Source organism: Catenovulum maritimum (genome assembly GCF_001050375.1).
In the GTDB taxonomy this organism is placed as follows: domain Bacteria; phylum Pseudomonadota; class Gammaproteobacteria; order Enterobacterales; family Alteromonadaceae; genus Catenovulum; species Catenovulum maritimum.
Genome location: NZ_KQ130495.1, coordinates 24,898 through 46,982, shown reverse-complemented (window position 1 = coordinate 46,982; position 22,085 = coordinate 24,898). Strand labels below are relative to the sequence as shown.

Sequence of the window (22,085 nt, the reverse complement as noted above, 5' to 3'; positions counted from 1 at the left end):
CTTGATTTAGTTGGCCCAATTCAGGGCTAATTATTTAATTTTTTATTTAAAAGCCTTGTTTCTAATAACAAGGCCCTCAAGAAAGCAAGTTGTTATCCCGAGCTAAGGTTAATAAGGTACTTACCTTGACTATTTTTATTGCCTAAAAGACTAAGTGTATTAACCAATACCGCATCTGCTTTGTCACCAGCAGCGACTTGACCAATGAGCGAGTATTTATTGCCACCTTGATATTTAGCCGTCGCCGTTAAATCTAGCACATCTTGATTACCAGAAACTTTAGCCACCAAAGCCCCCTTATCACAAGAAAGCGCGGCTTTGATGTCCCCATAATCAATCTGGCTCTTCATTGCATTAACTGACGCATTCAACCAATTAATTTCGCCTGATAATACACTACATACAGGTTGACCTAATTGAGCTTCTGCAACCGTTAACTTAACTAGACCTGAAGCGCTAGCTTTTATCGGTAAACGAATATTTTGCGTAATCAATTCAGATGGAAAACTTGACTGCCAATCAGAAATTAAAATCCCAGAAAAGCCGTAAGCGACTTGCCCCGTACCTTGAGGTTCTAATATTTTACGTTTGCTCCCAAATTCAAGGTCAACACCCGCTTTGGCTGTCAGCAGCTGTAAAAAATTAAACTGCCATTTAACATCTTTAATTAAGATGTTATTAACCAAGACCGCGTCAATTTTTCCTGACCAAATAGAGCCTGAAACATTGCCTAATTTAGCTTGTTTACCTATTTTATCTTGAGTAACAACTAAGTTAGCCGGTAGGGTAGCAATTAAAAAGATTAAATATAATAACAAGGCCCAAGTAAAACGATTAATCCACTGCTTTATCATGCTTTAGTCACCTGTAACCGTCTCACTTTTACTGCACCTGTTTTGTCTGATTGAGAAATATCTAGAGATTCTAATATTAGACCTTGCTTGGCGGTCAACTCATTTAACCAACCTAGTAACGCATTAAATTCGATCTCATCAATTTGAACTTGTAATGAAGCACCTTGCGGTTGCATTCTAGCTAAAGCAATTCCAGATTTTCTAGCTGAATTATTGACAATTTGAGTTAAAGAGCCAGATACGCTGCGCTTTGTTTGTGACTTACTATTCTTTAAAACAGCCGTCTTCTCTTCAACAAATTTCAGTAACTTTTGTTTTTTCTCTAATTTAGATTGAGCTTGGGACAAATTTTCATTCAAAGGGCCTATGACCAATTGGAAAAATAAACCTATGACTAATACTATACCAGCAGCAATCACTAACTGACGCTCTCTTGGCGCTAAGCTTTCAAACCACTGCTTCATGATGCACTCCTAATACTAATCGCACCCACAACTTGAGAACCTTTGCTATTTAACGAACCTTGCTCAACCACCAGGTCTGATTGAGCTGCCGTCGTCTTAAAACGCTCAAAACTTTGGAAATTATTGGCACTTGCATTAATTCGTATTTCCGCCCTTTTAGCATCATAACGAATACTATCAGGTTTTAAATCTGGCACGGCTGAGAATGCCTGTGCGCTAGCATCAATTAAATGCAAAAAACTAGCATCGCTACTTGTGCCTGAAGCGGCCAGCTTTTTCTTTATTTCTTTACTAATTAAAGCAACACTTAAGTTTCTTGCATTAGGGAAGACACTCGAATAAGTCTGTCTAATTTGCTTATCCAAACTAGCAACTTGTTCATTTAAGTTATTTACTTCAATTACTTTACTGACGATATTAACACCAATGGCGATAGCAGCGACGATGGCAGCATTGCGCCATATTTTGACAAATTGCGAACTATCTTTTTTAAATTGAAATTGGCCTTGGCGTAAATTAAATTTGCTCTCTTTGCAGCCTTTAGCCAATAATTCTAATGCTAGGCTATAATCCCCCGCCTCCACTTCAAACTTAGAATTTACAGTTAAAGATTCAGGTAGAGGGGAATAATGAATTAGTTTAGTTGATTCCCCTGCAGTATGTTCAAGCCAAAAATCTAGATTTTCTTCACAACACACTAAGCCTAAAAACGATTCGCTACGAACCAACCACTCATCGCCTAATTGAATTATAGAGATACATCCCGCTTGCCAAGGAAGTGCTAAACTATCAGGCAGTATTTTGCGGCACTGAATTTTAGCTTCGTCGAGCCAGTCCAACCACTCTGTCATCTGTTCTTGGCTGACAACCGCAGTCTCAAGCACATTACCTTCGTCTGCACTGTATTTATCGCCTATCGCAAAAAATAACTCATCAACATCATTAGCTAGCTCTTCTTCTAGCATATAAGGTAAAGCTTGCAAAACCTGTCGATTTGCTTTTGCCGGGGTGATGACTTTTTTAAATGATACACATGAGCTCGGCACTAAAATACTAGCATTACGACCACCGGCTCTTTGCTCTAAACTTGCTAATTCAAATGCAGATGGTAGCTCACCCGATGCAATCACTTCTTTTTCAGTATCAGACCAGATCAACCAAAAAACAGGCTGCTCTCGTTTAGAACCAAGTCGAATATATAATTGTTCTGACACTCTTAAACTCCAATTTTTCGGGCTATAACGACAAACTTGCCATTTTTATCTAGTGCAAATATCGACGAAAGATCGACCCAACTTTGATTGTATTCTGTTCTTGTTTTCAACTTAAAGTATTTACTGGTCACACTAAATTGCTTTTTAACTCGGGCTGATATATTCCCGATTGCTTTGATCTCTGATAAATCCCAAAAATCTTCAATCTTAGCAAAACCTTCTATCGGTCTAGTCGAAATAATACTCTTAGCATCCTGCATCGATAACTTATTACCAAACATAGCAGTCAACACACCTGCTTGATCGTCCTTAATGGTATTCACATTAAGCGTTTGCTCAGCATAATTAGGCACAACGCAGGCTAACTCAAGTAAGTCATCCAGAACATTTTTAGAAGCAATTGTATCTAACCCCTGGATAAGCTTTAACTCAGACAAATCAACAAAATGGCCATTTGCTGTAATATACGGGGCTGCTTTCGCTTCATACACATAATCTTCCGCTCCATATCCACGTGTTATACTATCAGCATCTAACCAATCTAAAATAGCATCCCTTACTTGCTCCGCGTCGTACGAATCCAGTCCAGCATTTTCTAATAAAAATTGTAACTGTTGCTCGGGTTCAATATCAAAGGTTTTTGAATTCTCAGTGCGTCCAGAGTCATTCGCGTCATTGCGGCTTTGCTCATTAGAAACATTTGGCTTAGAGCCATCTTCATTTTTAGCAGGCGGTTCAATACTCGCATTCAAATTAAAACAACTACTTAAGTCTTTTACACTGCCACTAATCGTTGCGCCACCTTCCAGTGGAAAGCTCATTTCTTCAACTGCCCAAGGCTGAGACAAGTTAAATTGTCCTGATTTAGCAGCAAGCGATTCATTCAGTACAAGAGAGACTAAAGATTCGCCTCCCATTGCAAACCAATAGGCTTGCTGATTGAAAGCCAAATTTTCAGTACGTTTAATCTGAAACTGTAACCTCACAGCCATTTCTGCAGCGACTATAGTCACTAAAGCGACAATCAGCAGAACTGTTATTAAGGCAACCCCTTTTTGCTTAACCATTCTTTATTATTACCTAGTTAACCAAATTGAAAACACGCTGAATTTCACCAAAATCTTGACTGTATAATTTAATGCTGACACCAGATGGTAAGCTTGTTTTTTCCCAAGTGGTTTGCCAAGATTTTGCTTCAGGGTCAAAAAATTCAAATTCGATTTGTTCCACATCTTCTAAAAGCACTCGTACTTTAGGCTCTTCTCCCTGCACCGGATCTGGAAACACATAATGCAAACGCTCCAAGTTGCCATCAAAGATACGGTAAGCCAGTGACTGCACTTCGCTTCTTGGCAACATATTCATAGGGTTAGTCCAGCCTACTCTTCTAAAAGCCAAAACTTGCGATTCGCTATCTAAAATTAGCTCGCCATGTGCTAATAAATTAGCACTCGGCGCTTCACCATTAATTCGAACTTTACGCTGACTTATTTGGGTAAAATCTCTTTCTATCGTGAGCATAGCTCTTTGTAACTTTGCCATCTTATCGCCATGTTTAAGCGATAACTCGTTACTATCAACTGTACTCGATAAAATATTAAATCCAGCCAAACTCATTAAGGCAAAAATTGAAATTGCTAGAAGCATTTCAATTAAGGTGAAGCCTTGTTGTCTCTGCATTTTATATGGAAAAGTCATTATGGCTTACTCATATAAGTTGTCAGTTCTGTGACATATTCTTTTCGGGCTTCGTCTGCATACACTTCAACAGTAACAGCGACTAAATCATCACCATAGGCAGTTTTTAATCTTGAGACTTGCCAAAACCATTCTTGTCCAGCTAACTCTGAACTGCCTCTTTCATTGTTTTTAATTGGCCATTTTTTGACAATTAATAATTCGTTTAATTTATTACTCGCCACCCAAGTCGCAAAGGTATTTTGCTTCAATCTATCTTGATTTGTGATATGAACAGAAGCCGACTGCACTATTGCTATGCCCGCGGTTGCTAAAATCACCATAGCAACCATAACTTCTAATATCGTAAAACCTCGTTGGCGTAGCTTATTCAAGTGTCAGCTCCGCCATATTTTCAACTTTTAGAGGCAATTCACTATCACCAACAATTTGATACTCAATTTTATCTTCGCCAGAGAATGCTAATTCGTAACTTATCTTGAGTGTAAAAGGCGTGATCTCACCGCTCGAAAATAAATATATCTGCGGAATCACTTTCTTAATTTTAGAATCGTCATCCTCATCGTCGTCAGAAAATAGACCTTTATCTAAATCAAAACCGCCATCATCTAACCAATCAAGCTCCCCTAATGTGAGCTCTAATTGGAAGCCTTCCTCTAATTCGTGTGGCGAAAGTACTTTATCATCATTGATAGTTTGCCAACCTTCGCCATCGAAAACTAAAAACTGATAACGGGTTGGGCTAATTGCCATGCCTAGCTGCAAATTGTTTAACAAAGCATAGTCAGATGCTAACTGATAAACCGCATGAAAACGCTTAGCTTCATCTTCTACTTTTTTGTCTGTACTACGAATATCAAAAGATAGGGTGACACTACTGATTACTACAGCCATTAAGACCATAACCAGCATGATTTCAAGTAAAGTAAAGCCGCGATTGCGGCTTTTAACTGAGTATAATTGTGTCACCGAATAAACTTCTGTATTGGCTTATAAAAATTCGTCAATATTCCAGTTACCAATATCATCTTCGGTATCAGCTTCACCATCAGGTCCAACTGAGAATATGTCTATCTTGCCATTCTCACCTGGGCTAACCAAAATGTAATCATTATCCCAAGGATCTTTTGGTAAACGCTTTATATAACCGTTCTCTGGGTATTTCTTTGGAATTGGTTCAAATGTAGGTTCTTCAACTAATGCTGATAATGTTTGCTCTGTTGTCGGGTATCTATGGTTTTCTAATTTATACATATCCATAGCTTGCTCTAGCGAAACAATATCAGTTGCCGCTTTTTTAATTCTAGCTTCTTCACCTTTATCTAAAAAGTTTGGCGCTATCATACCGGCCAAAATACCAATAATAACTAATACAACCATAATTTCTAATATGGTAAAACCTTGTTGTTTACGGTTCATCTTGCTTTATCCTACCATTGAGTTAAGTGCCATAATTGGCTGTAAAATTGAAATAACTATAAAAAAGACAATCCCAGCCATAGATAACACCATAGCAGGACCTATGATGCTCACAGTAATATTGACTAAGGCTTCAAATTCTCTATCTTGATTATCTGCTGCTCGGGCCAGCATGTTTTCTAGCTCACCACTTTTCTCACCACTTGCTATCATATGCAGCATCATAGGTGGGAATAATTTTGTTTGTTGTAACGAAGCTCTTAAGCTGCTCCCTTCACGTACATTCGCCCCAGCTTCTTTAATTGCTTGGCGAATATAATCATTAGTCAGTACTTCACCAGAGATCTTCATACTTTCCAAAAGCGGTACTGCACTTGCTGTTAAAATACTCAGAGTGCGTGCAAATCTAGCGGTATTTAAGCCACGCGAAACTTTACCTATCATAGGCATGCTGAGTAACGCTTTGTGATATTTAAATCTAAAATCAGGTTTTTTAATCATACGTTGAAATGCAACTGATGCGGCTAAAACAACTAAAATGATAGTTCCACCATAACTCGTTAAAAATTCACTGACAGCTATCATAAACTGAGTTGTTGCAGGTAAGTCACCACCAAGACGATCAAATTGATCAACAATTTTAGGGACCACAGAGGTCAATAAAAAATATACCACGGAAAAGGCAACTACCATTAGCATGGTTGGATAAACCGATGCTTGAGTGATTTTAGATTTAGTTGCTTGCCGTTGCTCGGTATAATCGGCTAAACGCTCTAGAACTGTATCTAAATGTCCAGATTTCTCACCGGCTGCTACCATGGCACAGAATAATTCATCAAAAATATGCGGATACTCAGCCATGCTGTCTGCTAATGTATAACCTTCGGTTACTTTAGAACGAACCGCCATGATCATGCGCTCAATCTTAGCTGTGTCACATTGCTGAGAAACCGCTAATAAGGCTTCTTCTATTGGTAAACCTGATGCAACTAAAGTCGACAATTGACGTGTTATCAAGGCCAAATCGGCTGCTGATATTTTACTTTCAAAACTCAAAAAGCTTTTTGCTTGCCCTGCAAGCTGCTTTTCTTGTGACGCTGCAGAATTAATCTCAGTCGGCATTAAGCCTTTCTCTCTGAGTAACTGTCTCGCGCCTTTCGCTGTATCAGCTTCTATTAAACCTTTTTTATTGCGCCCTTTAGCGTCAATTGCTTTATATTCAAATGCCGCCATGGCTTAATCCTCTCGAGTTACTCGAATCACTTCTTCAAGAGAGGTTTCTCCAGTCAAGACTTTTGCACAACCATCTTGTCGGATACTCGGAGTCGTAGAGCGAATCACTTTTTCAATAGCTTGTTCACCAGCGCCATTATGTATCATTTCACGAACCTCATCAGTCACAACAAGTAGCTCATGAATACCCGTTCGTCCTTTATAACCCGTGTGATTACATTCAGAACAACCAGCTGCTCGATAAACTGTTACATTTTCACTTGGTTCAACATTGAGTATGCTGCATTCACTCTCGTCGGCTATGTGTGCAACTCGACAATGCGGGCATAAAGTTCTAACCAATCGCTGAGCCAATACACCAAGTAGACTGGAAGATAATAAGAAAGGTTCAATTCCCATATCTTCTAAACGCGTAATCGCACCTGCAGCCGTATTGGTATGTAAAGTAGACATAACAAGGTGACCCGTTAAACTCGCTTGAACGGCAATTTGACCGGTTTCCATGTCTCGAATTTCACCAACCATGACTACATCAGGATCTTGACGAAGTATCGATCTCAATCCTCTTGCAAATGTCATATCAACTTTCGAGTTAACTTGAGTTTGACCTATCCCTTCCAAAGCAAATTCAATTGGGTCTTCCACGGTTAAAATATTGCGGTCGACTGAGTTTAGTTCAGTTAAGCCGGCATATAGAGTCGTTGATTTACCTGAACCAGTTGGTCCAGTTACCAGAATAATGCCATGCGGTTTATGAATAAGCTGATCAAAAATATCTCGGTTAGCTTTAGTCATGCCTAAATCTTTAAGATTTAAGCGTGCATTATTTTTATCTAATAGTCTGAGTACCGCTCTTTCACCATGGTTAGAAGGCATAGTCGATACACGCACATCGACCGCACGGCCTGCTATTTTAAGTGAAATACGGCCATCTTGCGGCACGCGTTTCTCTGCGATATCTAACTTAGCCATAACCTTAATTCGCGAAATTAACACAGAAGCAAGCTTACGATTTGGTTTTAAGACTTCACGTAATATACCATCAACCCTAAATCGAATTTTTAGCTCTTTTTCAAAGGTTTCAACGTGAACATCTGACGCACCTTCTTTAATCGCTTCACTCAACATAGCATTGATTAGCTTAATGATAGGCGCATCATCTTCGTTTTCGAGTAAGTCTTCCGTTTCTGGTAATTCATCGACAAGTGAGAATAAATCAGCTTCATTACCTATATCTTCCATCAACTGTCGAGCTTCTGATGAATCACGTTGGTAAGCAGTGGTCATTCTAAGTTCGAATGCATCAACAGATAATTTATCTACACTAAACTCTTCACCTAAAAAGCGTCTTACTTCTAATAGGGTTTCTAAAGAAACATTATTACGACAAATAGCGCGCCACTGGTTATCTTCTTTTTCTAATAACACACCTTGGCGATTAGCAAAGCTAAATGGTAAACGAGATGCACCTATTGGTAGTATCTCGTCTTCTGGCGTTTCTACTAGATCAGCGTCAACTAATGACTCTAACGATTCACTCATTATTGCCTACTCTTTCGTCGATTTAGAGTTAGTATTTAATTCTTTTTGTACTTCTTCAGACATATATTCATCCAAAGCACCTTTTTCAATCAAGTATTTCTCAAATGAAGGAGGCAAAGTTAACGAACTATCCCACTGAGGCAGTACCGGAATCTCATCGCTGTACGATAAGAAGCTACCTTCTGATTGACGTTTTAATTGCTGTGCGCGAATAAAGTTATATTTACCATGACTAATTTTATTCTGACTTAAACCATCACGGATAATAGTTGGGCGAATAAACACCATAAGGTTACGCTTACGCTTAGTATTGCTGGTTGATTTAAATAAGTTACCAATAATAGGAATATCACCTAATAAAGGAACTTTAGACACACTTTCTTGCACATCTTCGTCAATCAAACCGCCAAGTACGATCGTGCCACCACTATCAGCCATAACCGTAGTTTTGATTTCACGTTTATTAAAGCTCACATCTATACCGGTTGCACCAGCAACGCTAGATACTTCCTGCTCAATCGTCAACATAACAGCGTCGCCTTCATTAATTTGCGGCGTCACTTTTAATTTAATACCAACCTCTTTGCGCTCTACTGTTTGGAATGGGTTTGAATTAGAGCTAGAAGCGGTTGCACCTGTAATAGTTGGCACTTCTTGGCCTACAATAAATGAAGCTTCTTCATTATCTAACGTGGTTAGGCTTGGCGTTGCCAAAATATTAGACTTAGTTGATGTTGTAACTGCTTGTAATACTGCGCCCCATCCATCTTTAACCACACCAACCATAGTACCGTTCAAACCGCCTAATAAGCCAGCTAGCGTACTAAAGTCACCAACAATTTCTTCACCTTCGACTAAAGTTGCAATCGCTCGGCTACCATCAGCATTGTAAACAGGGTCGCCAGATGCATCAGTACGATAAGTAATTTGATCTTGACCATAACGTGTGCGAGCTTGTTCTGCACCAACCGCTAAAGAGCCAATTGGCGTTGAATTAGTGAACTGAACCATGCCACCTTCTTCGCTAATCCATTGCACGCCTAAGTTAAACCCATCACCATCAAACACTTCAACAATAATAGCTTCAACCTGAACTTGTGCACGGCGAATATCAAGTCTGCGGATCACATCTTCTAGTGAACGCATCATGTCTGGTTCAGCTGTAATGACCAATGCATTACTGTCTTCATGCGCATCAATATTAACATCACGAGAAGATGAACTAGATCGAGTTTTACTAGAAGAACCAGCTTTTTTATCTTCCGCTAGACTAGTACTAACACCTTGTAAAACTTTAACTAAGTCTTCAGCTTTTGCATATTTTAAATAATAAACTTTGGTATTACCGTTATTCTCAAGTTCACTATCTAAACGCTTGATCATTTGAATTGTACGTTTACGTGCTTTGCCTTCACCACTAATAATAATGCTGTTGGTTCTGTCGTCAGCGACTACTTTAGGGATTAGGTTTTCAGGGGTTCTGTCCTTTCCTGAGCTTTTATTTAAAGTTTCAATGATTCGAACAATTTCACTAGCTGAAGCGAATTCTAATTTTATAATTTCAACTTCCTGATCACCTGCTTGGTCTACTCGCGCAATAATTTCAGCTAAACGATTAACCACAGCAGCTCGACCAGTCAGCATGATTACATTAGATGGATCATAATGAACTACGTTACCACCACCGGCTTGGTCATTTAATTGTCGTAATAAAGGTGATAATTCTTTAACTGAAACGTTGTAAACTTGAACAACGCGAGTCACCATTTCATCCCCATCACCTTGTTCTTGACCTTCAACAACAGGGATAGAAGAGGTTTTTGCGTCTTTATCTCGAATGACTTTTAATACACCATTACCCATTTCAACAACAGCGTAATCATATACTTCCAGCACATTTAGGAAAAATTGATAATATTGCTCTTCCGATAATAAATCATAGCTACGAACCGTAATTTTGCCGCGTACATTAGGATCAACAATAATCGTTTTCTTCAAATTTTTACCGACTATATTGATGAATTCATTTATGTCTGTACCTTTAAAATTAGGTGAATACTCAGCTGAAACCGCTGCTGATGGGTTCATAAAGGTGAAAAATGCAGACAAAGCTAAAACGCCTAAACGTTTTTGAATAGCAGCTGATTTACTTGGGCTTTTTCTAGTGCGCATGCCCTTGGGCTCCGTTATTTTTAGTAATTTCATTTTAATAAAGCGAAAAGAATATTTGTGTTACTGATCCATTACGATCAACCATTAGACTGGCTTCTTGAGCAGACTTTAATTCGGTCATAGCCTGTAAGGCTTGAGATAAATTGGTTAAGTCATAGCCATTAATTTCAATCGCGACATCACCAGCTTTTAATCCGACAGAGCTAAACAGTTTGGCATCTTTACCAGGGTAAAGTCGATAACCAATTAACTCACCATTTTTACGTAGTGGATTAACTTTTATATAATCAATTAATTTACCTGGGTCAGAAAATGCATCTTTTCTTAATTGTTCAATTGCGGCTCTATCTTCTTCTTTAATAACTTGTTTTTGTTCACTTACTTGTTCTTTTGTTGCAGTAGACTTATTAGAACTGGCATAACTAGAGCCTGCGGCTTCCGCTTTATAATCACGGCCTTCTAACATTAAGGTTTCTCGCCGTCCTGATTGCTCTAGAATAACTCTATCGGCAAAGATCTCTTTAATCACTGCACGTGTACCGTCAATTTTTTCATTGATGCCGTAAACATCTTGAGAACCACTTTTTTCGATAATAGCAGCAGCTCTTGCTGGTTCTGAACTTGGGACAACCCCTGTTAACTTTAGGTTCAATTTAGTTTGTGGTGCGTTTTCAGGTTCAGGAAGTCTCTCAATTGGCTTAGGTGCAGCATTATAATTGCCAAACAAATTCAGCCTAGATATCTTTGAAACATCTATCTGCTTATCTGCTTGATTAGCTTGTGCAGGCATAGACTGAGAAATACTATTTTGAACTGGCTGAGGAAATAATTGCCAAGTCATTTGTGCAAATAACCAAGTAATATAAACACCGAGAATCACTTGGGTAAGTAAACTTAATTTATGTTGCGGAAGTTTCTGTAAAAACTGCAATCCGTGTAATAATTTTTCTTGCAAAATAAACGACCAAATAAACTTAAATATAAAAAGCGGCAATAAAAATAGTTAAGCCTAATATTATGCCAACAGAATGTTACGTTTTTTATTAATTTGCAAGTTGAACCTATATAATACAGACAAAATGAATAGGTTTTAGTTACAAATTTTTAAACTTTTAATTTTTATTATACCTAAATCAAAAATAAATTTAGGGCTAATTTAAATTACAGATAAAAAGTAAGCTAACCATGCTAATCAAACAAACTCGGATTAACAAATAAATATTAGTGAAATATGAAACATAAAAGTTCCTCAGAAGAAATAAAAAATCCTACTAGGCTAGATAAATGGCTTTGGGCTGCCCGATTTTATAAGACTCGAGCAATTGCTAAAAGTATGGTTGAAACAGGAAAAGTAAAATACAATCAGCAAAAATCTAAACCGAGCAGAAGTGTCGAAATCGGCGCTTTCATTACAGTGCAACAAGGCGTTGAGATTAAACAAATTGAAGTTTTAGCACTTTCAGAAACTAGACGTAGTGCAACAGAAGCGCAACAACTTTATCAAGAAACCCAAGAGAGTATAAAAAAACGGACAGAACAGGCATTACAGCGTAAATTACAGTACAATAACAACCCAAGTCCAGAAACCAAACCGGACAAAAAACAAAGACGTCAACTAATCCAAGTAAAACAGCAAAAAGTTTAATTTATGAAAAACACAGATCAACTGAATCGATACATTTTTGAAAATGTAAATGTCCGTGGCGAGCTAGTTCAACTAGCTGAAAGCTACCAAGCTATGCTACAAAATCATGATTACCCAGAGCCAATTCAACAAATTATTGGTGAACTATTTGCTGCAACGAGTTTACTGACTGCAACTTTAAAATTTGAAGGTGAAATTGCGGTACAGCTCCAAGGTAATAATGGTCCTGTTTCTTATGTCGCAATAAATGGTAGTCACAAACAAGAACTAAGGGGCGTAGCCAGATATACCCAAGCCCCTAAATCAGCTGACTTAAGAGATCTACTTGGTGAAAAGGCCATTATGGTTATTACCATTACACCGAGTAAAGGGGAAAGATATCAAGGTGTAGTCGCTTTAGATAAAGCAAATTTGGCAGCTTGCTTAGAAGAGTATTTCAGACAATCAGAACAGCTGGCAACCAACATTTGGTTGTTTACTGACACGACAAAGCAAGTTGCTGCAGGCATGCTGCTTCAGAGTTTACCGAGTCAAGCTTCTGTATCAACAGACTTTGCTGATTTAGAGCATTTGGCACAATTAACCAATACAGTCAAAACAGAAGAGCTATTTAGTTTAGAAGCTGAAGAAGTTTTATACCGTTTATATCACCAAGAAAAAGTAAGACTGTTTGATCCGAGTCTTGTCAGCTTTAATTGTGGTTGCTCAAAGGAAAAGAGCTTAAACGCATTAACCAGCATTCAACCAAGTGAGTTGAAACAAATATTAGCAGAGCAAAATGAGATCAATGTGAAGTGTGAGTATTGTTTAAAAGACTATATTTTCAAAGCAGGAGATTTACAACATCTGCTTAATGCCAATGAAACGCCTCAGTAAAATTGAAATCCAGAGTTACTAAACTCTGGAGCTCATTCTTAAGTTTGGGAAAATAAAGTTGACCGTACAAGCTCTTGCAGTAAATCAGATAAAGTAATAAGGCTTAGTAAGTGTAATTAACTTAACCTGCATTTGGGGCGAGACGTTAGCTAACTTATGTTATCTCGTTGTGATTCACTTGGTTGACGAAGTAGTAAGCCGATGAATTGCAGCAATAAGAATGTTAAAACCGTGACTACCGGGGCTGCAAACCAATCAATTTCACTTGCTTTAACAAACACAAACTCATATAAAAACACTAGTGAACCTAGCGCAAAAGCGATTCGGATAGAGTGAGGTAAGCTAAACAACATATTGGCTCCTTTTACTTTTTGTAAATCTTAGTTCTTAATTATTACCTTAGGAAAAGAAAGATAGACCAAAAACAGCTAAGGCGCTTACCTTTATTTACATTTCCTTCCACTTTAAGACATATCTCACAAGCCCTATCCAATTTTCCTCAATTTACAACTTGGACACGACTTTCATTGTCTCGGATCAATGAAAAATATAAATTTGAGCGCTAAATTTAATTAATCAAAAGATTAGACTAACCTTGGGTCTGTTGATCTTTGTTTATATAAATTTATCAAGGAGAGGTTATGCAAATGCTTAAACGTCTTTGTCCTACAGATTTAATAACAGATGCAATTAAAAATCAGGAAGCTGAGTTTTCAAGTACAGGTGCAATTTCGGTAAAAACAGGCAAAAGAACCGGTAGATCACCCAAAGATAGATTCATAGTAGATGAAGAAACAAGCTCAAAATTTATTGATTGGGGTGAGATAAATCGCCCTTTCCCACAAGAAAAATTTGATTTACTTTGGCAAAAGGTCGAAAACTACACATTAGATAAATCACTATATCAAGGACTATATCATAGTGGCGAAGATGATGAACATTACATTGCTCTAGAAATAAACACCGAAACGGCTTGGCACCAATTATTTGCAAGCAATATGTTTATCCGCCGAGTATCCGACTACAACCCTAAAAACAAAGAAGTTTGGCGGGTGTTAAATGTGCCTTCCTTTAAATGCCAACCCGAGTTAGATGGCACAAATAGTGATGGAGTGGTCATTATCAACCTAGCCCAACGAAAAGTTTTACTGGCTGGAATGGCGTATGCCGGTGAAATGAAAAAAGCGATATTTTCAGTCCAGAACTATTTATTGGTTTCACAAGATGTACTCCCAATGCACTGCTCTGCGAATTTAGCTGACGGAGGTGAAAGCGCCCTTTACTTTGGCTTATCCGGCACGGGAAAAACGACACTATCAGCCGATCCTAAACGCTATTTAATCGGTGATGATGAACATGGTTGGAGTGATACTCAAGTATTTAACCTTGAAGGAGGATGCTATGCAAAATGTATCGATTTATCTCAAGAAAATGAGCCTCTAATTTGGGATGCGATTAAATTTGGTGCTGTTCTTGAAAATGTACAGTTAAACTCAGATAAAACCCCTAACTATCACGATGACTCAATTACAGCTAACTCAAGGGTAGCCTACCCACTTGAGCATATCAAAAAAATTAGCCCGACGAATACAGGCGGCCAACCTAAAGCAGTCATATTCTTAACTTGCGATCTCATGGGCGTTATTCCACCTGTATCTTTGCTTTCTAAAGAGGCAGCTGCTTATCATTTCTTAAGTGGTTACACTGCTCTGGTCGGCTCAACTGAAATCGGCAGTGATTCAGCGATAAAACCAACCTTTAGCACCTGTTTTGGCGCTCCTTTTTTCCCGCGTCCAGCATCTCAATACGCGAATTTATTAATTAAGCGGATTGAGCACTCAGGCGCACAAGTGTATTTAGTCAATACAGGCTGGACAGGTGGGTCATACGGTGAAGGAAGAAGGTTTACCATACCAGAAACGAGATGTGTAATTAACAATATAGTCGAAGGTAAATTAGTCAATTGCCAAACCATACGCAATGATATTATGAATCTTGATATCCCAGTAAGCCTAGCTGGATTTGATTCAAAATTACTTAACCCAGAAAAAAACTGGCAGAGCCATGAAAAATATCGTCAAGCTGCAGCAAAATTAGCTAAACTGTTTCAAGCCAACTTCGAACAATACGATGTAGCAGAATCAATCCGACTTGCTGGTCCAAACTAAGGGTGTTGCAACGTAGAATAAAGTATATAATTGTGAAGTTTGTAAAATTGATATTGAATATAGCGTTTATTGATAGCAGATTGCATTAAGTTCGATTGTTATTTTAATTGTGATCTTTTATCTTGTAGGCCTATTAAAACAGAGTTGAATCTGTCAAATCTAATGGAGAATAAAATGAAAGTTGCTGTTATCGGTGCTGCTGGTGGTATAGGTCAAGCTTTAGGCTTATTACTAAAACTTAACTTACCTGCTGGTTCAAAATTAAGCTTATACGATATTGCCCCTGTAACACCTGGTGTTGCTGCTGATTTAAGCCACATCCCAACAGATGTGCAAGTTGATGGCTTTGGTGGCCCTGACTGTACACCAGCGCTTGAAGGTGCTGATGTTGTTTTAATCTCTGCGGGTGTTGCTCGTAAACCTGGTATGGACCGTGCTGATTTATTTAATATCAACGCTGGTATCATCAAAACTTTAGCTGGTAAAGTTGCTGAAGTTTGTCCAAAAGCTTTATTAGGTATTATCACTAACCCAGTAAACACAACTGTTCCAATTGCAGCTGAAGTTTTAAAGAAAGCGGGTGTATATGATCCTAAGCGTTTATTCGGTGTAACAACTTTAGACGTTATCCGTGCTGAAACTTTCGTTGCTGAAGCTAAAGGTAAATCTACTTCTGAAGTTGATGTTGACGTTATCGGTGGCCACAGTGGTGTAACTATTTTACCTCTACTTTCTCAAATTGAAGGTGTTGAGTTCTCTGAAGAAGAGATTGCTGCATTAACAACTCGTATCCAAAATGCAGGTACTGAAGTTGTTGAAGCTAAAGCAGGTGGCGGTTCTGCGACACTTTCTATGGGTCAAGCAGCGGCACGTTTCGGTTTATCTTTAATTAAAGGCTTAAGCGGTGAAGAAGTAATTGAATGTGCATACGTTCAAGGTAGTGGCGACAACGCACCTTTCTTTGCTCAACCAGTTAAATTAGGTAAAGATGGCGTAGAAACGATTCTTGATTACGGTTCATTAAGCGCATTTGAACAAAAAGCATTAGATGATATGTTACCTACATTACAAGGCGACATAGATAAAGGTGTTGAATTCGGTCAAGCTGAATAAGCCCACTGAAAAACATTTTTCTGAAATTTATAAGCCACGTCAAATTTATTTGACGTGGCTTTTTTATGCTGAATAACGACCAATATAACTAAGCCCATGCCTGCTTTAGTTTTAGCTGTATTAGCTAAGACAAAAAATAATCGTTTTCTATCTTAAATACTTCCAGTACATCAATAACGTCCATTCCCGCATCTTGTGCAGCCTTAATTCCTGCTTTTGCATCTTCAAAAACAATACATTGCTCTGGTTTCATTCCCATCAGTTCTGCACATCGCAAAAAAGTATCTGGTGCTGGTTTCGGATTTAAAACTTGATCAGCACCGACGACATAGTCAATTAAATGGCTCAAACCACAGGTTTCCAATACTAATTTAGCTTCTTCAGTATAGGCACCAGTTCCCACCGCCATAGGCCTTTTACCTAAATTATCCAAAGCAAATTCAGCTAATTGAGTTGGTTTAACATAATTTTGAATAGTTTCTTGGACGATCGCTTCTTTATAATCATTGACTTCGTCAGTTGAAGCTTTTAGGGCTATCTCAAAATGTTCGACTAAAATTTCTACCGTTTCTTTTGTCGGCACACCAGCTAAAGAACGCATGAGTTCAGGTTCAATCGGGATACCAAATTTATTTAAGGTTAATGTCCAGGCATTTTGATGCAAGCGACCACTATCGACTAAAGTGCCATCCATATCAAAAATGATCGCGTCATATTCTTCGTACATATTACCTCAAAGCTAGAATTCGTATATTTTTACAGTATTATACGCAAACACTATCAATTAAAAATAACAACTAAGAGTTAACTGTGAGTTCAACTGATTTAATAGGTTTTTTAGCTGCGTTTTGCACTACGATTGCTTTTATGCCTCAAGCATTAAAAGTACTAAAGACGAGAGATACACAGTCACTATCCTTATCTATGTATCTAATTTTTACTATTGGTGTCGGCTTGTGGTTAGCTTATGGCTGGATAAAGCAAGATATGGCGATGATCATAGCGAATATCATTACCTTAGTTTTAGCTTGCGCAATTCTTTACAACATAATCCGAAATACTTTCTTTAATAAAGAATAAGTCCCTGAAAAAAATGGCTGAAAATTGATAGTGACTCAAAGCAAAATCAAGGATAGCTATATTTAGCTATTAAATTTTCTAATAACTCGCTATCAATCGGTTTCGAGATATAGTCATTCATTCCAGCATCTAAACATTTTTGTTTGTCCCCTGTCATCGCGTGAGCTGTCATTGCAATAATGGGAATTTGAGCTTGAGTATGTCCAGTACGTATATTTCTTGTGGCATCATAACCGTCCATCACGGGCATTTGGCAGTCCATTAAAATAATATCAAACTCAGACTCATTTAGCATTGAAATAGCCTGTTCGCCATGTTCAGCTATTTCAACCAAATAACCTAGATTTTCGACCATAGATTTAGCAACTTGCTGGTTAATAAAATTATCTTCAACTAGCAAAATTTTCTTTTTCTCTATACTGGTATTAGGGCTAATTAATACAGGTTTAACTAACTCATCCTCTCTATCTTGTGATTCCGATACTTGCATTGGAATCTCAAGCTTAAAACAACTCCCTTTGCCGATTTTGCTGTCCACCTGAATAGAGCCATTCATCAAACTGAGTAACTCTTTAACAATCGCTAATCCCAACCCTGTCCCGCCATACAAGCGAGTGGTCGAACTGTCTACTTGACTAAATTTATCAAATAACAAATCTAATTTATTTTGCTCTATACCAATTCCGGTATCAGAAACAATAAGAATAACCTTAACTTGTTTAGTCGACTCAAGCTGCTCTAAATTCACTTCCATGTTAATTTCGCCTTGTTCAGTGAATTTGACGGCATTAGATAATAAGTTGAGTAAAATTTGTCTGGTTCGGGTTGGGTCGCCCATCAGATACCTTACCGATGTATCCATCAATTTGAGCTGAAAATTAACCCCTTTGGCTTCTGCGCTTAATTCAATCCCAGCAGACAAAGACTCAACCAAGTCCACTAAATCAAATCGTATATTTTCTATGCTTAGCTTGCCCGCCTCTATTTTAGAAAAATCTAAAATATCATTAACTATGTTAAGCAAAGATCGGCTACTTTGTGCAACGAGCTCCGCATAATGAGTTTGTTGCGCCGTTAATTGAGTGTTTAATAAAACCTCATTCATCCCTAATATGCCATTAATTGGTGTTCTAATTTCATGGCTCATATTGGCTAAAAATTCACCTTTAGCCTTATTGGCTGCCTTGGCTTTTTCTTCTGCCGCTTTAATGCTGGATATATCTTGAAATGCGCCGACTAACTTAACAACCTTACCTTGTTCTCGAATCCCTTCTCCAGTTGCGCGAACCCAAATACGATTGCCAAGCGCGGTAATCAGCTCTAGTTGTAAATCCCAAGATGCTCCGTTCTCAATACAATTTTGAACCGCATTTGAAATAGTCTGGCGATGTTCAGGGGCATAATAATTAATCGCCTCATCGACAATAATTTCTGTACCTACCTCTATCTCGTGAATTTTATAAACTTGCTCAGACCAATAGAGTTCGCCATTGACTAAATTAAATTCCCAGCCGCCAAGTTGTGCCATTTTACCGGTCGCTTCAAGCAATTTATGGTTCCGTAATTGTTCATAGTCTTTCGCTTTTTCTACCCTTAAATCACGAGCAACACCCAAATACCCCAAGATAGATCCATCATCATCAACAATCGCTGTAACCGCGAGTAATACAGGAACTCTTTCTCCACTCTTATGTATGTAAGTCCATTCGTTTTCATCTACAGAGCCGAGTTTTGCTTTAGCGATAAAGGTTTCAAACCCAACCTCGACGTTACGGTTTAATTCAGCGGTTAACACCTCTGCTCTTTGTGTAACCTCATCTAAATCATGGAACATAGCAGGGGTGGCGAGATTAATCATTTCACTTGCTTTATAGCCTGTGATGGCCTCAGCCATATGATTAAATGTTTTAATCGTACCATCAACCGCAGTTGAGATAATCGACAGGTTTGCGCTTTTAAGAATGGCTTCATTAAAATGGCTGGACTCAATTAAGGCCCTTTCAACCTGCTTCTGCTTAGTAATGTCAGATTCTATTGCCATAAAGCCACTAAAAACGCCATTTTCATAAATAGGTTGGCAACTGATTCTTATCCAGTACTCATGTCCTTTTTTGTGGTAATTAATGACTTCTTCACAAAACGCCTGGCGATTATCTAAAGCATTTTTCATTCGCTGAATCACAGCTTTATCTGTCTTATTACCTTGTAAAATAACACTTGGCGAATAACCTAATACTTCTGTTGTGCTGTAACCTGTAATCTCAGTAAAAGCTTGATTTACCCATGTTATTTTCCTTTTCGCATCTGTGATAATCACAGCTTCAGTTGTGGACTCTACCACTCTAGCGAGCTTATTATTCTCTTTTACATTCCGCTCTAATTCCTGCTTAGCCAAGACGTCTTCTGTAATATCTTGATTGACGCCTGTCACAATCACCTTGCCAGCTTCAAGTTTGCTGAATTTAATTGAGGCTGATAAATACCTAATTTGATTATGGCTAACTAAAATTCTAAATTTAGTGCTATAGTTTTGCTGGTTAGCTAGTGCTTGTTTGAATTCCTTATCTATATGATCCACGTCACTTGGATAGACTGAATTAATAAAATCTTGATAACTCGAACAGAACGAACTGTGCGCTTTACCATACAGCTCGAACATTTTATCATTCCAGATCAATTTATCTTCCGAAGGTTCATAACACCATATGCCAATATTGGCTGCATCAGCCGCTATTTGCATTTGCTGATCAAGTGACAAAATTTGTTTTTTAGCGATGGTGAGTTCAGTTACCTCTTCCATCACCACACAAATCGCTTCATCTATTGGTGCTAAGCTAATTTTTAAATAAATGGTTTCACCTTGACTATTAAGCGCAGGAAATACAGACCGGTTATTCATGCCTTTGGCAACAGGTTCAGTTAAATACTGAGTAAATAAGTTATGGTGAAATGCCTTAATTGATTCGGGTAGTAATATTTCAAATTTATTACCTATAACGTCTGTAGCTTCATAACCAAAGATTCGCTCTGCTGCAGGGTTAAATAATTGAATAACCCCCAACTTATCGATTTGCATTAAGCCACAAGGCATAACATCAAAAAGAGGCATAAAAGATTGATTTTGATTAATTAACTGGTTCGCCATAAGCCACTAAAGAAGAATTGATTTGTAGTAATTATGGCAGGATTTTTAAATTAGTTAAGGGGACGAACAAAAAAGCCTGATTTCGATTAAATTTCAAAATCAGGCTTTAACATTATTAGCTTTTCAGCTTAGCGTTTCTGGAGAATGGTTACCGCGAAAATAAAAGTTAGCTGGCCATTTGTTTTAGCTGCTCTGCATGCTGCTTTTCTTTTGCGACATATTTTTTCCACTGCTGAGCCATTTTTTTACTACCATTATGTTCGGCAGCAATAGCTAAAGCTTTGAGTGATTTATCAAAGTATTTCAGGTTAAAATAAGCCATACCTAAAACTAACTGAGCTCGTCCTTCATCTTTTAAGTCGCCCTTTTTAAGCGCCTTTTCTGTCGCTTCAATAGCTAACTCAAATTGCTCTAGGTTTAAATAAGTTTGCCCTAGTTGAGCATCTAAATTACCGTCTTCTGATAAATCAGCCGCTTTAGCTAATACCGGAATCGCTTTGCTATCTTCCTTAGCTAAAGTGTAGGCTTGCGCTAAAAAAGTTAAGTTTTTAACATTACTTTCAACGACGCCTTGTTGCATGGCTTTTTCCATCAAGACAGCGCCTTTAACCGGCACTTGGTGATAAACGTAAAGTTGTGCCAGCGCAATAATATCAGAACGTTTTGTCACAAAACCTTGCTGGTAGGCAATTTCCATCATAGCAAGCTGCTTTTCTTCCCAACCTAACTCACCATACATGCCTGCTAGTTGTAACCAGTATTCAGCTTTATTAAATAGTCTCACCAAGGTTTCAGTTACATCGGCAACTTCAGTTGGCTTCTTCATTGAATAATAAATTGCACGCTGTAATACAAACCAGTTTTCTTGTGGCGTTTCGCCAGAATCAGCCGTTACCTTAATTGCTTTAATTAAAGGTTCCAATGCTGCATCATAGTCTTTCAACTGATAATTTGCTTGGGCTAATAAGATATAAGCGTTAACAAAATTAGTATCAGGTTTACTTTCAGCTATCCATTTATTGGTATATTCAACCGTTTTTTCAAACTTTTCTTCAGCCATATATAACTGAGCTAAACTGTATAACGTACTCAGCTTAAGTCCTTCAGGAATGGCTTCTTCGGCAACGACTTTTTCAAAACTCGCAATTGCGTTAGGCATATCCTCTAAACCGTAGTAAATAAAAGCATAAAAGTTATTCATCATAGCGATTTCATAACTATTCATAGAGTTTTTCTTACGGCTCACATTATCCAGTGCAGCAATGGCTTCTTGTGGCTTACCTTCATCGGCTAAAGCTTGAGCTCTAGCTAATTGTTCATAAACCTTAGCCCGCATAGTTGGTACACGTTTAGTTTTAGTGGTAGCTGTATCCGCAGCATATACTGAGGTTGCAACAGGACTAAAACCAATCGCTAAACTTAAAGCTAATATCAAAGGAGAAAATGTTTTTTTCATCTCAAA

21 protein-coding genes are annotated in these 22,085 nt (G+C 38.1%); 5 read left to right on the top strand and 16 right to left on the bottom strand.

The genetic code is table 11. The features are described from left to right. Nucleotides 1-92: 92 nt before the first annotated feature. The 12 genes from XM47_RS13300 to gspC are packed head-to-tail and all read right to left on the bottom strand — an operon-like array spanning nt 93 to nt 11,551. Nucleotides 93-854, bottom strand: a complete 762-nt coding sequence (locus XM47_RS13300) for a type II secretion system protein N (RefSeq protein WP_048693418.1) — start codon at nt 852-854, stop codon at nt 93-95. Further along, the gene (gspM, locus tag XM47_RS13295) at nt 851-1,318 is read right to left on the bottom strand and encodes a type II secretion system protein GspM (RefSeq protein ID WP_048693416.1); all 468 of its coding nucleotides are present in this window, start codon (nt 1,316-1,318) and stop codon (nt 851-853) included. Before gspM ends, XM47_RS13300 begins: the two co-directional genes overlap by 4 nt. Continuing rightward, nucleotides 1,315-2,532 (bottom strand): type II secretion system protein GspL, encoded by a 1,218-nt coding sequence (gene gspL, locus XM47_RS13290; RefSeq protein ID WP_048693413.1) that lies wholly within the window; start codon nt 2,530-2,532, stop codon nt 1,315-1,317. The genes gspM and gspL overlap by 4 nt, the downstream gene beginning before the upstream one ends. 2 nt (nt 2,533-2,534) lie before the next feature. Next, nucleotides 2,535-3,599, bottom strand: coding sequence for a type II secretion system minor pseudopilin GspK (gspK, locus tag XM47_RS13285; protein ID WP_048693410.1), 1,065 nt, complete (start codon nt 3,597-3,599; stop codon nt 2,535-2,537). Nucleotides 3,600-3,612: 13 nt separating this feature from the next. Beyond that, complete coding sequence (gene gspJ, locus XM47_RS13280) at nt 3,613-4,230, bottom strand: type II secretion system minor pseudopilin GspJ (protein ID WP_245623472.1); 618 nt, start codon at nt 4,228-4,230, stop codon at nt 3,613-3,615. Beyond that, nucleotides 4,230-4,604, bottom strand: a complete 375-nt coding sequence (gspI, locus tag XM47_RS13275; RefSeq protein ID WP_048693408.1) for a type II secretion system minor pseudopilin GspI — start codon at nt 4,602-4,604, stop codon at nt 4,230-4,232. The genes gspJ and gspI overlap by 1 nt, the downstream gene beginning before the upstream one ends. Next, a complete protein-coding gene (gspH, locus tag XM47_RS13270; RefSeq protein ID WP_048693405.1) occupies nt 4,597-5,199 on the bottom strand; it encodes a type II secretion system minor pseudopilin GspH in 603 nt (200 codons plus the stop codon). Before gspH ends, gspI begins: the two co-directional genes overlap by 8 nt. Before the next feature lie 21 nt (nt 5,200-5,220). Next, nucleotides 5,221-5,649: a type II secretion system major pseudopilin GspG gene (gene gspG / locus XM47_RS13265; protein ID WP_048693402.1), complete on the bottom strand. Its 429-nt coding sequence runs from the start codon at nt 5,647-5,649 to the stop codon at nt 5,221-5,223. Nucleotides 5,650-5,655: 6 nt separating this feature from the next. After that, a complete protein-coding gene (gene gspF / locus XM47_RS13260; protein WP_048693400.1) occupies nt 5,656-6,882 on the bottom strand; it encodes a type II secretion system inner membrane protein GspF in 1,227 nt (408 codons plus the stop codon). Between the two features lie 3 nt (nt 6,883-6,885). After that, a complete protein-coding gene (gspE, locus tag XM47_RS13255; protein ID WP_048693398.1) occupies nt 6,886-8,424 on the bottom strand; it encodes a type II secretion system ATPase GspE in 1,539 nt (512 codons plus the stop codon). 6 nt (nt 8,425-8,430) lie between these two features. Further along, nucleotides 8,431-10,596, bottom strand: coding sequence for a type II secretion system secretin GspD (gene gspD / locus XM47_RS13250; protein WP_048693544.1), 2,166 nt, complete (start codon nt 10,594-10,596; stop codon nt 8,431-8,433). 34 nt (nt 10,597-10,630) lie between these two features. Then, a complete protein-coding gene (gene gspC, locus XM47_RS13245) occupies nt 10,631-11,551 on the bottom strand; it encodes a type II secretion system protein GspC (RefSeq protein WP_048693541.1) in 921 nt (306 codons plus the stop codon). Between the two features lie 276 nt (nt 11,552-11,827). Between gspC and hslR the strand changes: the two genes are divergently transcribed. Together hslR and hslO are read left to right on the top strand one after the other, a co-directional pair. After that, nucleotides 11,828-12,241: a ribosome-associated heat shock protein Hsp15 gene (gene hslR / locus XM47_RS13240; RefSeq protein ID WP_048693397.1), complete on the top strand. Its 414-nt coding sequence runs from the start codon at nt 11,828-11,830 to the stop codon at nt 12,239-12,241. 3 nt (nt 12,242-12,244) lie between these two features. Next, on the top strand, nt 12,245-13,117 hold the full coding sequence (hslO, locus tag XM47_RS13235) for an Hsp33 family molecular chaperone HslO (protein ID WP_048693394.1): 873 nt from the start codon (nt 12,245-12,247) through the stop codon (nt 13,115-13,117). Between the two features lie 149 nt (nt 13,118-13,266). Here hslO and XM47_RS13230 read toward each other — a convergent pair whose 3' ends face one another. Continuing rightward, nucleotides 13,267-13,470, bottom strand: coding sequence for a hypothetical protein (locus XM47_RS13230; RefSeq protein ID WP_048693391.1), 204 nt, complete (start codon nt 13,468-13,470; stop codon nt 13,267-13,269). Between the two features lie 288 nt (nt 13,471-13,758). Here XM47_RS13230 and XM47_RS13225 point away from each other — a divergent pair, with 288 nt between their 5' ends. Both XM47_RS13225 and mdh read left to right on the top strand, forming a co-directional pair. Next, nucleotides 13,759-15,285 (top strand): phosphoenolpyruvate carboxykinase, encoded by a 1,527-nt coding sequence (locus XM47_RS13225; RefSeq protein WP_048693388.1) that lies wholly within the window; start codon nt 13,759-13,761, stop codon nt 15,283-15,285. Between the two features lie 174 nt (nt 15,286-15,459). Continuing rightward, the gene (gene mdh / locus XM47_RS13220; RefSeq protein ID WP_048693384.1) at nt 15,460-16,398 is read left to right on the top strand and encodes a malate dehydrogenase; all 939 of its coding nucleotides are present in this window, start codon (nt 15,460-15,462) and stop codon (nt 16,396-16,398) included. A 124-nt stretch (nt 16,399-16,522) separates the two neighbouring features. On the opposite strand, the gene XM47_RS13215 is transcribed toward mdh, so the two are convergent. After that, nucleotides 16,523-17,125, bottom strand: a complete 603-nt coding sequence (locus tag XM47_RS13215; protein ID WP_048693382.1) for an HAD family hydrolase — start codon at nt 17,123-17,125, stop codon at nt 16,523-16,525. 83 nt (nt 17,126-17,208) lie between these two features. Between XM47_RS13215 and XM47_RS13210 the strand changes: the two genes are divergently transcribed. After that, on the top strand, nt 17,209-17,478 hold the full coding sequence (locus tag XM47_RS13210) for a SemiSWEET transporter (protein ID WP_048693379.1): 270 nt from the start codon (nt 17,209-17,211) through the stop codon (nt 17,476-17,478). A 46-nt stretch (nt 17,479-17,524) separates the two neighbouring features. Here XM47_RS13210 and XM47_RS13205 read toward each other — a convergent pair whose 3' ends face one another. Beyond that, nucleotides 17,525-20,623, bottom strand: coding sequence for a PAS domain S-box protein (locus tag XM47_RS13205; protein WP_048693376.1), 3,099 nt, complete (start codon nt 20,621-20,623; stop codon nt 17,525-17,527). A gap of 166 nt (nt 20,624-20,789) precedes the next feature. Further along, nucleotides 20,790-22,079 carry a tetratricopeptide repeat protein gene (locus XM47_RS13200; protein WP_048693375.1) on the bottom strand — a complete coding sequence of 430 codons (1,290 nt, stop codon included), beginning with the start codon at nt 22,077-22,079 and terminating at the stop codon, nt 20,790-20,792. Nucleotides 22,080-22,085: the final 6 nt, after the last annotated feature.

Excerpts from the sequence above, each read along its gene's own strand:
- XM47_RS13215 (WP_048693382.1), bottom strand. The coding sequence starts at position 17,125 with ATGTACGAAGAATATGACGCGATCATTTTTGATATGGATGGCACTTTA.
- gspK (WP_048693410.1), bottom strand. The coding sequence starts at position 3,599 with ATGGTTAAGCAAAAAGGGGTTGCCTTAATAACAGTTCTGCTGATTGTC.
- XM47_RS13300 (WP_048693418.1), bottom strand. The coding sequence starts at position 854 with ATGATAAAGCAGTGGATTAATCGTTTTACTTGGGCCTTGTTATTATAT.
- hslR (WP_048693397.1), top strand. The coding sequence starts at position 11,828 with ATGAAACATAAAAGTTCCTCAGAAGAAATAAAAAATCCTACTAGGCTA.
- mdh (WP_048693384.1), top strand. The coding sequence starts at position 15,460 with ATGAAAGTTGCTGTTATCGGTGCTGCTGGTGGTATAGGTCAAGCTTTA.
- gspG (WP_048693402.1), bottom strand. The coding sequence starts at position 5,649 with ATGAACCGTAAACAACAAGGTTTTACCATATTAGAAATTATGGTTGTA.
- gspM (WP_048693416.1), bottom strand. The coding sequence starts at position 1,318 with ATGAAGCAGTGGTTTGAAAGCTTAGCGCCAAGAGAGCGTCAGTTAGTG.
- XM47_RS13230 (WP_048693391.1), bottom strand. The coding sequence starts at position 13,470 with ATGTTGTTTAGCTTACCTCACTCTATCCGAATCGCTTTTGCGCTAGGT.
- gspD (WP_048693544.1), bottom strand. The coding sequence starts at position 10,596 with ATGCGCACTAGAAAAAGCCCAAGTAAATCAGCTGCTATTCAAAAACGT.
- gspE (WP_048693398.1), bottom strand. The coding sequence starts at position 8,424 with ATGAGTGAATCGTTAGAGTCATTAGTTGACGCTGATCTAGTAGAAACG.
- XM47_RS13200 (WP_048693375.1), bottom strand. The coding sequence starts at position 22,079 with ATGAAAAAAACATTTTCTCCTTTGATATTAGCTTTAAGTTTAGCGATT.
- XM47_RS13225 (WP_048693388.1), top strand. The coding sequence starts at position 13,759 with ATGCAAATGCTTAAACGTCTTTGTCCTACAGATTTAATAACAGATGCA.
- gspJ (WP_245623472.1), bottom strand. The coding sequence starts at position 4,230 with ATGACTTTTCCATATAAAATGCAGAGACAACAAGGCTTCACCTTAATT.
- gspF (WP_048693400.1), bottom strand. The coding sequence starts at position 6,882 with ATGGCGGCATTTGAATATAAAGCAATTGACGCTAAAGGGCGCAATAAA.
- hslO (WP_048693394.1), top strand. The coding sequence starts at position 12,245 with ATGAAAAACACAGATCAACTGAATCGATACATTTTTGAAAATGTAAAT.
- XM47_RS13205 (WP_048693376.1), bottom strand. The coding sequence starts at position 20,623 with ATGGCGAACCAGTTAATTAATCAAAATCAATCTTTTATGCCTCTTTTT.